Below are 13,668 nucleotides of genomic sequence, written 5' to 3' on the forward strand. Positions count from 1 at the left end.
TAAAATATTAAAGATTCCCTTTTTTTAACTCATTTACAGCAAAATCTACTGCTCTTGCTGTAAATGCCATATAGGTAAGCGATGGATTCACACAGGAAGAAGAAGTCATAAAGGCCCCGTCTGTCACAAAAACATTTTTAGCATCCCATACTTGGTTAAATTTGTTTAATACCGAGGTTTTCGGATCATTGCCCATCCGTGCTGTTCCCATTTCATGAATTCCCTGTCCCATACTAAACCCGTTGTCGTAGGTTGTTACGTCTTTGACACCGATAGATTCCAACATTTCCTTCATTTCATTGCTAGCATCAAGCCGTATTTTCCGCTCATTATCCCTAATCTCTGCATCTATAGCCAATACAGGAAGCCCCCACTTATCTTTTACAGATGAATCCAATAGGACTTTATTTTCGTGATATGGAAGTATTTCGCCAAATGAAGTAAAACCTACTCCCCAGCTTCCGGGCTCGGCGATAGCATCTTTCCAAGCCCCGCCTACGCTCTTATTATCGACCTTACCTGACCATTGTCCCCTTGAAGCTCCGCCCTGATAGCCAAAACCACGTATGTAATCTCTCTTTTTGGTATCGCCGGCAATATTAGCAAATCGGGGTACATATAATCCATTGGCGCGTCGTCCAAAAATATATTTATCCTCAAATCCTTCAACTCTTCCCCCAGCCCCACTATTTAACATGTGATCCATCAGATTATGTCCCAATTCACCACTGCTGCTCCCAAGACCACCTTCCCATACATCAGTAGCTGAATTCATTAACACCCAGGTAGAATTTAAAGTCGAAGCACATACAAAAACAATCTTAGCAAAATACTCGTAGGTTTGATTCGTCTCCGCATCAACAATTTCTACTCCTTTAGCTTTCTGTGTATCCCGATCGTAAATAATGCTTTTTACAATGGAAAATGGTCGTAGGGTAAGTTTCCCTGTCTTCACTGCTGCAGGCAATGTTGCAGACTGTGTGCTAAAATAAGCGCCGAAATTGCAACCCAGCCAACATTTGTTCTGGTATTGGCAATTAACACGGCCATGGTGGGGCACTGTTATGTTGGCTACCCGGCCAATTATAAAGTGTCGTTTTCCCTGATAATGCGATTTCAATCGCGCAGCAAGATCTTTCTCCACAATATTCATGTCCATTGGTGGCATAAATTCGCCATCGGGCAGCACCGCTATACCGTCTCTATTACCCGAAATACCCGCAAATTTTTCAACGTGACTATACCAAGGTGCTATATCTTTATAACGTACGGGCCAGTCAACCCCATGCCCGTCTTTGCTATTTGCTTCAAAATCAACATCCGACCACCGATAGCTTTGCCGCCCCCACATAAGCGAGCGCCCACCAACGTGATAGCCCCGGAACCAATTAAAGGGTTTTATTTCCTTATATGGACTTTCTGTCTCATTAGTCCAAAAGTCGATGTTCCCTTCGTTCATCCATTGATTTTTAATTCCAAAAGGTAAGTAGTGCTGGGCACGATCCAAGGGCACCCGACCCCGATGCGGAAAATCCCAAGGATCTTTGTTTGGTGATGGGTAATCTTTGATATGCTCAATATTGCGTCCTCTTTCTAACATGATGGTTTTAAGTCCACGCTCCGTTAGTTCCTTGGCTGCCCAGCCACCTGTGATCCCAGACCCGATGACAATTGCATCATAAACATTATTTGCCATTTATTTATAATTGGTTTATTTGGTTATTACTCGAAGGGAAATTTCCCTCTCAAATCAAGCGCCACAAAGATGCCTGACAGTTTTACCTTGTTTAGACGATCCATTCTTATATTTTCGAAAGCGTAAGAATAGATCGTCTAAACAAGTTTAAGGTTTTTTTTTGATTTTATTGCAACCGGTTGCAAATTTTTGTAATATTGTATTAAACAAGCAGGTAGCTTGAATAACCAAATTATAATAGTATAAACGACAGACTGAGCCATTTCTTCAAACGAATTGGAATATTGATCTGTTTTGTACATAACATAGTCTTTTTCAAAACACAATACATATGACAACAATTAAAGGTCCTGCTATCTTTCTCGCACAGTTTATCGGCGATGAAGCTCCATTTAACTCCTTGGACTCAATCTGCCAGTGGGCTGCAGAGCTTGGCTATAAGGGAATACAACTACCAACCTTAGATGCCCGTTTTATCGATCTAGAAAAAGCAGCGCTCGATAAAAGCTATGCACTTGATCTAAAAGCTAAAGTACAATCTTTTGGATTGGAGATCACCGAACTTTCAACCCATCTCCAAGGGCAATTAGTGGCTGTAAATCCAAGTTTCGATGATCTATTTGATGCCTTTGCGCCACAGCATTTACATGGTAATCCTCAAGCACGACAACAGTGGGCGATCCGGCAATTAAAATATGCCGTACAAGCTTCCCATAACCTCGGACTTAAAGCGCTAGCAACCTTTAGTGGAGCCTTTCTATGGCCATTTATATACCCTTGGCCACAAAGACCAGCTAATCTGATCGAAACAGGTTTTGCTGAACTTGCAAAATTATGGTTACCAATTCTCGATGAATGTGACTTGTACGATGTCGACCTATGTTATGAATTACACCCCGGAGAAGATCTCCATGACGGTGCTACTTTTGACTTATTTCTCGAAAATGTAAATTACCACAAGCGGGCAAACATTCTCTATGATCCCTCCCATTTTGTCCTTCAATGTCTTGACTACCTTCAATTCATCGACATTTACCATGAGCGAATTAAAATGTTTCATGTTAAAGATGCTGAGTTCAATCCTTCTGGTCGTCAGGGCGTCTATGGTGGCTTCCAAAGCTGGCAGTCAAGAGCCGGTCGTTTCAGATCAATTGGTGATGGACAAGTGGATTTCAAAGCCATATTTACCAAACTCACACAATATGATTATCAAGGCTGGGCAGTACTGGAATGGGAATGTGCATTCAAAAATGCTGAAGATGGTGCACGGGAAGGCGCGCTGCATATTAAAGACTATATTATCCGTGTTACTGATAAGGCATTCGATAATTTTGCTGCCGTCGAAACCAATGATAGCCTTAACCGTAAACTATTGGGTTTGTAATTACAAAAGATATCGTCATTAAAAAATCAACTTTATGCGCAATACAAAACTAAAAATGGGCATGGTCGGCGGTGGAAAAAATGCATTCATAGGGGCGGTACATCGTATGGCTGCTGGAATTGACGGTCAGATTGAATTATGTTGCGGAGCACTGAGCGCTGATCCCCTTGTCGCAAAAGAATCCGCCGCGCTTTTAGGGCTTCCGAAGGAAAGGAGCTATGGAAGTTACCAGGAAATGATTGTCGAGGAAAGTAAACGTTCGGCGGATGACCGCATGAACTTTGTCAGCATAGTCACGCCAAATTTTGCTCATTTTGAACCAGCAATGATGGCTCTGGAACATGGCTTCCATGTCGTGCTTGAAAAGCCGATGACTCTGACAACAGAACAGGCCGAATTGCTCCAACAAAAAGTAGCTGAAACAGGATTAATACTCTGTGTTACATACACCTACTCTGCCTATCCGATGGTAAAACAAGCTCGTCATCTTGTCAAAGAGGGCCAATTAGGTTCGATTAGAAAGATTATGGTCGAGTATCCGCAGGGTTGGCTCAGTAAGATGATCGAAAATGGTCTTTCTCTGGCCTTTTGGCGTACAGATCCCGAAAAGAGTGGAAAAAGTGGTTGTATGGGCGATATTGGAACACATGCTGCCCACCTCGCAGAATATATTTCAGGTTTAAAAATCACTAAAATGTGTGCCGACCTTCAAACATTTGTGACCGGAAGAAAACTTGAAGATGACGGCAACATATTACTTGGATTTGAAAATGGAGCCACGGGTGTGCTATCGGCATCCCAAGTTGCTGCAGGAGAAGAAAATGCGTTAAAAATTAGAGTATATGGTGAACTTGGAGGATTGGAATGGAACCAACAGGATGCAAATACACTCATCTTTAAACAGCTCGATGCGCCGACCCAGCTATTTCGTGCAGGTCAACAGTACCTTTCACCAATCGCCAAACACAACATCCGTCTACCGGCCGGTCACCCCGAAGGATATATAGAAGCATTTGCCAATATTTATAGAAATTTTGCAGCCACACTATTGGCATCTATGCAAGGTATAGATCCGCGAGAAGAAGATACTGATTTTCCTACTGTAGCTGATGGTCTGCGTGGCATGAAGTTCCTAGAAACTGTGATTGCCTCGGGAAAATCAGCACAAAAATGGACCAATTTCATTCGTTAGATATATAGTTACCACAAGTAGCCAATGTCATTTGCTCCCTGAACAAACGACATTGGCTGCTCACTTTAATTTTTCTGCATTGACTGAGACATCTGTTTCAAATATCCCTCATAGTTTGAATAAGGTTCCTTGATCCTACCATTTGGTTTCAGATAAAGAAATCCTTCCTGATTATCCAAAATAACATTAAAATGGTTCAGAATCTGATTTCCGAACAAGCTTGGTCTGCCATTAAGCTTGGCCGGATCAGCGGCATTCGTCACAATGTCTTTAAATTCAACACCAGCTATTGAAGCATCCAAACGGATAATCTTACGGTTACTGATCATGGTAAGCGGCTCTAGATCGGTCCAATTATGACCTATACCCGTAAAATCTTCCCCTAACAGCATCGTACCATCACGGCCTGTATCAAAAAGGAACCAAAAATCATAGTGTCGTTGGTTATGTCTAAAAGCAGCTTTAAACTTGGGTCGATTTTGCTCATAGAATACCGGAAGCTTTGTATATTTCTTTGCTTTGCCGGGGAGATCGCGATGAATTACCAATTCCATTTTGTCATAATCGATTTCAATAATGTGATTTCGAAAGAAACTGTTACCAATAATAAGATCTTCAAAGGACTTCATATTTCCGACTTCTGTCATTGACACATTTTTCCAAACCATCGGCCCAATACGCAATTGATTGCCTAGGCTTGTCCGCTCGCTATTGACCCCGTCAGTATTCGCAACTGTCGTAAACGATGAAAATGATAAATCTAGCTGCTTTGAGTTATTTCTATTGACAACACCTGTCCCTGCTCCTAAATCAAACTGTATCGCAACATTTTTCTTGTTAATTGTTCCATTCAGGAAAATCCGTGAACCAATAAGACGAAAAGGTATTCGCATAGGAAACGCCTCGTTTCGATCCAATACAGGTAGATCAGGTGGTAGTTGAGCATTTATACGAATGTGACAAGAATCCGTGCCATTCAATAGTACTATGAAATCATACATCGCTCCAGGTTTAATCATAACAGTTAATTCCTCCTGATCTGTTTTAAAAACGACTGTGCTTTCTTTCGTTGGAATATTCACGAAATAGACATCAGGGTTTGCTTTAGGATCTAATTTCCAGTCGACATGGCAATAGGCGCCGTCTTTAATACCAGCTCTCTCAGATGAAGCTTTGATCAAAGGAATCTTATCTTGTGGAAAGACGTTTGTCATCGTAAAAAGAGAAAGAAAAATAACAAAGGTAGCCAAGGCCATATGGCTTTTCCTTTTTTGATAGCGTGTTTTCATAATTTTGCTTTTTTTTCAAGATCAAAGAAAAAAAATACTAAAAGATGAACATCCTTTTGCTACCCGACAATGTCCCGACAGCTACCCGACAATTGTATAATAGTCGCTATAAAATACTAATATCGGGCAAAATCCGTGAATCATCACCTTTATTTAATCCGATCGCATTTCGCAGTATAACGATTATATTCATAAGGATCCAACATAGCGGAATAAGCAATTTCACATTGCTTTTAACACCTAGCCAATCGTTGAGTATAAAAATAACAAGCATCAGTAACACCGCGATTAAGGTAGATACGATCTGAATGGAGATTAACTGACGGACCTTATACGAATGCTGTTTTTTGAACAGCATGATTGCAATGGGCACCAAAACATTTAATGGAGGCAATATAGAAAAGGGTAAGGAAGAAAGGTTGATAATCTTGATCCATGTGAGATTTTCGGATTCAAGAGGCATATCATATGCAGAAAACTCCGATTCGTCCACATTCAACGCTTGAGCAAGTGCACGAAGGGTGTAGCCCTTTGGCGACTGCCCCGCTTCAATCCGCTGAATTGTTCTAACTGAAATACTTGATTTATGCGCTAGTTCCTCTTGGGTTAAATTGAGTTTCTCACGTAATGATTGTAATTTGTTCATAAACAATAGATCGATCTTACCATCAAATTTACAGAATTTGGTGGTAAGAATTCAGTAAATCTAAGGTTTATGGTTTATTGGGAATCTTAGCGTCCTGCTCGGTAATTGTCTGTTCCTCTTGTGTTAACGGGGCGGGAGGTATTTCGGTTACATTACGCTCAATTTCCTGCGTTTCAACATGCACGGCATATTGTGAGGGTTCAATAGGGATTCCCATTACAGTAGCATACTCCCTCGTGTAGATTGCACCAAAATATAAAATGGCTGCTGTGTAGTAGACCCAAAGTAAGATCAGTACAAATGAACCTGCCGCTCCATAGGTATCTTGGGTTGCAGAATGCTCCAGATAGACTCCAATTAAATAACGTCCCAATACAAATAAAATTGAAGTAAATAAGGCCCCCGCCCTTACTGTCCGCCAATGTATATTGACATCCGGAAGCGCTTTAAATATGACACTAAATAACAAGAATATAATTCCGAAGGACAATGCAAAGTTAATCCCATCCATTAACATCACCGTTATGTCCGGGAAATAATGCTGTAGCTGATCTGTCAATGCTAATATTACACCATTTACAATCAATGTAACAACTAACAAGAACCCCAATCCAATCACCAAAGATGAAGACAATAATCTATCCTGAATCAATTTTAACCAGCCTTTTTTCGGCTTCGCCCTTACATGCCAAATCTTATTGATCGAATTCTGTATATCCCCAAAAACAGTCGTTGCTCCTAAAATCAATGTAATACCACTGACAAGCAATGCCAGGTTTGACTTTCCCGAAAGTTGCAAATTCTGAATAACTTCCTGAATCTGTTTTGCAGCACTGCTTCCCACCAATCCACGGAGTTCCAAGAATACTTTCCCTTCAATCGCATCCTCACCATAAAAAATTCCGGCTAAGGCAATCATTAAAACCAATATTGGGCCAATAGAGAAAACAGTATAATAGGATAATGAAGCACTATACTTCATCGAATCCTCATTCAAAAATCCCGAGACCGTACTCTTTAAAATTCGCCAATAGGTTTTCACCATACTTTTACTTTTAGTTCGTTTATCCATGTTCTTGTACTTTGTACTCAAGAACAAACCATTGAGAAGCGAAGAAAGTTTGTAATTAGTGTGTTTTAATGTGAGTAGTCCGCTATAGTTCCCTGGAGAACCAAGCGATTGTGGTCTACAACTTTCAGACTCATCGTAATATCTGAAGCGATAGTTTTCAATAATAGAATCGGTGATATTTTAGCTTCATTTGGCCAATCCGCCAAATGAACTGCCACATGGGATAGCTCAGCTGTCTTATTGTAAGCCACATTAAGTTTATCAATATCCTTTGACGTGGACAACAGACTAAATCCATTATCTTGCTTTTGAAACCATTGATAAAATAATTTACTGGGTAGGAACCTGCGCATGTCGCTATCTCCGCGCATGGCTAATCTTACTTCGGGAACTTTCGTTTCGTAGGGTGTTTTCTCTTCGATCGTTTCGAAATTTTCGTCAACCGCATAATTAACAATGGTATCTGTTTGAATGACCTTATTTTTCAAAATTTCAATATCGACGTAATTTCCATCCAAATGTGCCATAATAGAATCAGCGGCTATAGGAAGTTCGCTAAATAGTTGTTTTAGCTGATTTTTAAGTTGACTATTGGGGATATTGATCCAAGCTTTACCAATGTATTTTGCGGAAACGAGTTCTCTAACAAGATATTCCTTCGGAAAGTTCCAATCTGTTGAGAAAAATTCGCCAGATACATCGACATGGTCTCCTTTCAAATCAAGTTCAATAAAATTATCTGTTGAAATATCGCTATAACGCAGTGATTTACCTGTCAATGTACTTGGACGGCTAATAAATTGCTCAATGGTAACCCGGTCTTCTTTTGATTGAATTAGCTGCAGCATTTCGTCCTTCTTTGTATCAAGATCAAAGCCTAGACTTAGCAGCAGATCATCCCCTTTCCAGATAAATGCGATTTTGCTCGGTTGATGATAGGCATAGCTCACATCAGGGGCTAAATTACTTTCCACCGCACCAACCTGTATCACATCTTTTAGAAAGTTCAAAAACTGCTGTTTATCCTTTAGCTGAAAAAAAGCATAAAAGTTTTTGGGGTGGGGCTCCAAAGCAAAAAGAAATACATTCGCTTTGATATCAATTCCATTGTCTTTGAGTTTACGTAGTTTTTTACCAAAATCTTGCCCCTCTTTCGGCGCTGACTGCCATTTATTAAAAAACTGATTCAAAAGGATATCATCCAAAGATACGGTCAACAAAGCCTTACTTTTTTTATGAACCAATGATTTGTAGGATTCTTGCTGTCGCAGTATATATCCGCCCCAGGCGACAATCGCCAAAAGTACGAGGACAGCTATCGTCCAAAGTATTATTTTTTTAATCATATCAATTGAATCAGTAATTTTTGGTTGTTTATCTCGTAAAGGCTCGTCTGACAGATCGCTCAAGCTAAAAAAAATAGATTTCGCAATATTGGGCGCTCTAAGAAAAACCTAGATTTGAAATTTTGTTCTGAAACATATTCTATTTAAAATACATCAATGAATCGAACACTGAAACGATGCTATCTCTTGAAATAGCATCAAATACTGGTTTTCAGCAATGCACTTGATACCTTCTATTTTAAATCAATGATAGCAAAAGTATCAAATGCCTGGAGATCTTTTCATCCCTGAAATCAGGGAATTGGGGAATTTAATTAGGTTTCCCGAATTAATCCGTATTCTATAGCCGATTTTACTGCAGCAGTAACACTTTTGGTTTGAAATTTCTCCATTAGATTTTTGCGATGGCTTTCTACTGTATGTGAACTGATAAACAATGAATCTGCAATTTGATTTGTTGTCATTCCTTGTGCTACGAAAGTAAGCACTTCTTTCTCACGACGTGTCAATTTTGGTACCTGCTTAAGCCCCATTTCCACCTTCTTGTTCAAGATGGTCTGAGTTTTTTCACACAGATATCTTCTTCCAACAAGAACAGCGGAAATGGCAGCAAGTATTTCATCACCATTTGCATTTTTCTGTAAATAGGCATTGGCACCCTCATTTAAAATGCTGTTGATCACTGCAAATTCATTGTGGACACTAAACGCAATAATTTTTAAATCCTTATTGCTTTCCTTCAGGCCTTTAACCAAATCGATACCATTAGCATCTGGTAGATTGATATCAAGTAGCAATACCAATGGCATATCAGTAGCAATATGATGGAACAGTTCAGTCGCACTCGAATACATGCCCACTACTTCAAAATCCTCATGCGCATTTATAATGTTTTTCAATCCCTCAAGTAGCAAAGGGTGATCGTCTGTAATCGCTATTTTTATCATTTTTCCAAAAAGTTAAATCATGGGTAATTCCAATTCTATGGTTGTACCCGCTCCATTCTCCGACATAATCTTCATCTCTCCTTGTAGAAATGAAAGTCTTGATCTCACATTGTGCATTCCTGCAGAATGCTGCAAATCGACACTTTCCATATCAAAACCCTTGCCATCATCTTCAATTGTAATATGTAAACGTTTATTATGTGAAGAAAGCTGTATTAAAATGTTGGCCGCATTAGCATGCTTCAATGCGTTATTCACCAATTCTTGAATAATTCTATACAAAAAAATCTCCTGTTCCGTACTTAAGGTTGATTCAAATTGTAAAAATTCACATTCAACTTGACATGTAGATTGACTCATTCGGCCCGCATAGTCTCTTAAAGTTTCTTTCAAACCATATTTTACAATTAAATCTGGCATAAGATTATGTGCAAGCCGACGAAGTTCATCGACAGCCCCGTCCAGCAAATCAATACTTCGGTCGATCCCTTCTTTCATGGATTCCTGTTCTAAAGTATTTTTATTGATGGCTGATAATCCCAATTTGGTGCTCGAAAGTAAACCACCCAAGCCATCATGCAAATCTCGGGCAAGGCGGGTCCGCTCCTTCTCCTCTCCTGCAAGCATCGCAGTTAGATTTTTAATGGCATGTTGCTGATTATTCTTTTCTATTTCAAGTTCATGCAAATGTTCCTTATGCTTCAATGCCTTTGATCGCTGCCAATGGGCGTAAAATAACAATACGATCACGATCAAACAACTGATAAATAACCAGATATAGATCGAATTCATCCGTGATTTGAAAGCAATCTGTTTTTTGGAGACATCAAGCTCTTGTAAGCGCTGTTCATTTTCCAGTCGGCTTAATTGCAGATCCTGCTCCTTTTTATCGCGTTCGAGCTGTAATACTTTAAGTTGCTGGGTTCGATTCAATTCATTTAACTTCAGATTCTCCACCAGTTGATGCTGCCTATCATTCAATGCTTTCATCAACTTGATCTGCTGTTCCTTTTTCTCCCCTTCCAGTCGAAGCCGCATTAATTTTTGGTTTTGCAGTTCGCGCTCATACTTCAGCTCCAGCTGCTTCGTCTTATCCAGTTTGTCCGAATTAAATGCCTTTTCAAAAACGTCAATGTAGCTTTTTTGATAGTTGAAAGCTTCTTCATATTTTCCCTCTTCCACACTTACTTCGGCCAATCTGCTAAACAGGCTTAACCCTACCTGGTAGTCATAATGAGGCTCTTGTTGAAGATTATACAGTGCTTGCTGTAAATATTTTTTACCTTCCTCCCGACGTCCCAATTTAAAAGATTCATCTGCCAAGACGCCATATGCAGGTATTGTAATCGCATACTGGCCTGTTTCGGCGGCGATATTTAAGGCCTGTTTCGCATATGATATTGCTTTTTTACCGCCATTATCAGGATAAAACTCATGGTACAGATTCGCTAAATTAACAGAAACATACGCTAGATCAGTCGGATTAACCAGATTCTTCTCATTATTTTTCACCAAATTATATGCCTCAAGATAATGGTGCTCAGCTTTTCTCAATAAATTGCGATCTGCATTATTTGATCTATACTCCTCTTCAAATAAGTAACCAGCTTGCATGTAGGCATCAAATAAACTATTGATATTTTTCCCTTCCTTAGCCGTTTCCAACAAAAGCGATGTATACTTCTCCTGGAAATCATAGTTACGCTGATTGGCATAGATAGCTGTAAGCTCCTTATAAACCGCCAATTTTCGGGCGATATTTGCCTCAGTCTGTGGCGCCTTCTCCAAAAATGAAATTGCTTTATGGAACTGGGAAACAGCCTCATCTTCCTTATTCTGCCGTGTCATAACCCATCCATCACAATAATGGACATAACCCTTAATTCCATTATCGCTAACTATGGGGAGCACAGATTTAGCATGTTCTAAATAATAGCGTGATTTTTCAAACGCATGATCGTTGAAGCTATTCATGGCAGCAATACAATTCAAGTAGGCATAATATTGTTTGTCAGGATAATTTCTGGCCAACTGAATATTATCATTAAGCAATTGACTAGCCAGCGCTTTCTCATTATTAAAATATAAAGCCTGTGCATATTTTCCTGTTAATACAAAACGTTCCTTGCTTCCTAAGGGAAGACTGTAATATGATTTTTTTAACTCCTGCAGTTGTTCTTGGGCAAAAACAGTACAACAGAAACATAAAAAGGTAAAAAATATCAGTACCGATCTCCAAAAATTTTGAATATGCCCCATAAAAAAATAATTGCTCTAGCTATGTGAATTGGCCAAACTTAGATAAATTTACCCTTATACGCAATTCATTATCTCTAAAATAACTTAACTTCTCGCTGTTATTGACCTAATTAATCGAACCTTACCAAACAAAAAATTGTACCTTTGTAACAATGAAGTACATCTATCTTTTTCTTGCCATAGCCGCTGAGATATTTGCAACCACTTTCTTAAAGAAATCTGCAGGTTTTACCCTTATAAAACCTACCCTTATCTGTATTGCAGGTTATATCATTGCCTTCTATTTTTTAAGTATCACACTTAAATACCTGCCCGTCGGAATATCTTATGCAATTTGGTCTGGCGTTGGTATTGTAGCCATTACACTGATTGGTATGTTCTTATTCAAACAGATCCCCGATACAGCAGCCATTATTGGCATGGTCTTGATTGTCGTTGGAGTCATTATTATCAATCTATTTTCAAAAATGGGCACACATTAGCTGATCTAAGATCTAAATTTGTACTTTTGTAACTTACATAAATAAAAGGATACGTGTCGTTAGAGAAACTAAAACTTAGCAAAAGATTGACTGCTGCGATGACTGAACTCGGTTATCTGGCTCCAAAGGAAATTCAAAGTAGATGCATTTCCAGAATTCTTGGTGGACAGGATGTGATTGCCATCGCTCCGGAAGGTGCTGGCAAAACCACAACTTATGTTTTATCTACCTTGATGAAGTTGAAATTCACAACAGATGAAGCTCCGAAGTTTTTGATCTTGGCGCCTAATGAAGAACGTATCGACGAGATTGTTGAGAGATTCTACCAATTAAGCAAAAATAAAGGTCTTCGCATCATTGGATTGCGGTCTTCAGGCAGCATGGAAGAAGAAATCGAAGAACTGGTTGATGGAAAAGACATCGTTGTAGCTACTCCAAATCGTGCAAGAGCTATCTATCTTAAATTGGCCTTGAATCTCAACCGTATTCAGACATTAATTATTGATGATGCTGAGGAGATTATCAAGCAAGGAATGCAAAATACAGTAAGGGAATTAGCCGAAAGCTGCGGAAAAGTACAACATTTGGTTTTCAGTACTGTTGAACACCAAAAACTTTATGACATGATCGACAATTTCATGAATGAGAATTGTGCCTCAGTCGAAATAGATGAACTTGAGAATGACATTGTCGATACCCTAGATCTACTATTATATCATGTTCCTAATTTCACAACAAAGATCAATTTATTAAATCTTCTGTTGCAGGATAAAGAAGTATTTCAAAAAGTAGTCGTCTTTGTGAACTCTAAGCTTACTGCACAAAAGTTGGCCAGCAGTTTGTTCAGTAGCAATAAAGAAGAAATTGCTATCCTCAATCCATTGTTCTACGATGATTTTGGCTATGACAACATGGAAGATTTCAAAGAAAATAGTCAATCTCGTGTCTTGATTATTGCTCGGGAAAATACAAACGATGTGGACCTTTCCGCTATTCCATTTATTTTTCAATTTGAGTTACCGAATGAAAAGGAGGAATTCTTAAATCATCTTGTTAAAAATGACGAAAATGAAGAATCGGTCGTGTTGACTTTCACAACAGATCTGGAATTACCAATGGTCAAAAAAATAGAACAGGCCGTCGGTAAAAGAATGGATGTTTTGGAATTGCCTGAGGATCTTGCGATCTATAATCACATCGCCGACAAAAAGAAAAAGTCCAGCAAGGAGGAAGATAATAAAGAAGATCTTTCCCGCGGCGGTGCTTTTCACCAAAAGAAAGAAAGCAATGCCAAGACCTTTAATTATGGGGGTGGTGAAAAGGCAAAAATGACGATGAAAATGAAAAAGAAATAA

The 13,668-nt window shown here is 39.2% G+C and carries 11 protein-coding genes; 4 read left to right on the forward strand and 7 right to left on the reverse strand.

Annotation, left to right across the window (positions count from 1 at the left end; all coding sequences use genetic code 11):
* Positions 1–7: 7 nt before the first annotated feature.
* Complete coding sequence (locus A9970_RS06830) at positions 8–1,696, reverse strand: GMC oxidoreductase (protein WP_182981749.1); 1,689 nt, start codon at positions 1,694–1,696, stop codon at positions 8–10.
* Positions 1,697–2,027: 331 nt separating this feature from the next.
* On the opposite strand from A9970_RS06830, the gene A9970_RS06835 reads away from it, so the two are divergent.
* Together A9970_RS06835 and A9970_RS06840 are read left to right on the forward strand one after the other, a co-directional pair.
* Positions 2,028–3,080, forward strand: a complete 1,053-nt coding sequence (locus A9970_RS06835) for a sugar phosphate isomerase/epimerase (RefSeq protein WP_182981750.1) — start codon at positions 2,028–2,030, stop codon at positions 3,078–3,080.
* A gap of 34 nt (positions 3,081–3,114) precedes the next feature.
* On the forward strand, positions 3,115–4,272 hold the full coding sequence (locus tag A9970_RS06840; protein WP_182981751.1) for a Gfo/Idh/MocA family protein: 1,158 nt from the start codon (positions 3,115–3,117) through the stop codon (positions 4,270–4,272).
* A gap of 65 nt (positions 4,273–4,337) precedes the next feature.
* On the opposite strand, the gene A9970_RS06845 is transcribed toward A9970_RS06840, so the two are convergent.
* The 6 genes from A9970_RS06845 to A9970_RS06870 form a co-directional block, all read right to left on the reverse strand.
* Positions 4,338–5,561, reverse strand: coding sequence for a retropepsin-like aspartic protease (locus A9970_RS06845; protein WP_182981752.1), 1,224 nt, complete (start codon positions 5,559–5,561; stop codon positions 4,338–4,340).
* Between the two features lie 106 nt (positions 5,562–5,667).
* The gene (locus tag A9970_RS06850) at positions 5,668–6,207 is read right to left on the reverse strand and encodes a helix-turn-helix domain-containing protein (RefSeq protein WP_182981753.1); all 540 of its coding nucleotides are present in this window, start codon (positions 6,205–6,207) and stop codon (positions 5,668–5,670) included.
* 67 nt (positions 6,208–6,274) lie between these two features.
* Entirely contained in the window at positions 6,275–7,279 is a 1,005-nt protein-coding gene (locus A9970_RS06855) for a YihY/virulence factor BrkB family protein (protein ID WP_182331898.1), read from the reverse strand.
* Between the two features lie 65 nt (positions 7,280–7,344).
* The gene (locus A9970_RS06860) at positions 7,345–8,625 is read right to left on the reverse strand and encodes a hypothetical protein (RefSeq protein WP_182981754.1); all 1,281 of its coding nucleotides are present in this window, start codon (positions 8,623–8,625) and stop codon (positions 7,345–7,347) included.
* Between the two features lie 314 nt (positions 8,626–8,939).
* Positions 8,940–9,572, reverse strand: a complete 633-nt coding sequence (locus tag A9970_RS06865) for a response regulator transcription factor (RefSeq protein ID WP_153844660.1) — start codon at positions 9,570–9,572, stop codon at positions 8,940–8,942.
* Between the two features lie 12 nt (positions 9,573–9,584).
* Positions 9,585–11,831, reverse strand: coding sequence for a sensor histidine kinase (locus A9970_RS06870; RefSeq protein WP_182981755.1), 2,247 nt, complete (start codon positions 11,829–11,831; stop codon positions 9,585–9,587).
* 152 nt (positions 11,832–11,983) lie between these two features.
* Between A9970_RS06870 and A9970_RS06875 the strand changes: the two genes are divergently transcribed.
* Both A9970_RS06875 and A9970_RS06880 read left to right on the forward strand, forming a co-directional pair.
* Entirely contained in the window at positions 11,984–12,313 is a 330-nt protein-coding gene (locus A9970_RS06875; RefSeq protein WP_182981756.1) for a multidrug efflux SMR transporter, read from the forward strand.
* A 53-nt stretch (positions 12,314–12,366) separates the two neighbouring features.
* Positions 12,367–13,668, forward strand: a complete 1,302-nt coding sequence (locus tag A9970_RS06880; protein ID WP_182981757.1) for a DEAD/DEAH box helicase — start codon at positions 12,367–12,369, stop codon at positions 13,666–13,668.

The sequence above is a fragment of the Sphingobacterium sp. UME9 genome, assembly GCF_014170215.1.
Taxonomy (GTDB): domain Bacteria; phylum Bacteroidota; class Bacteroidia; order Sphingobacteriales; family Sphingobacteriaceae; genus Sphingobacterium; species Sphingobacterium paramultivorum.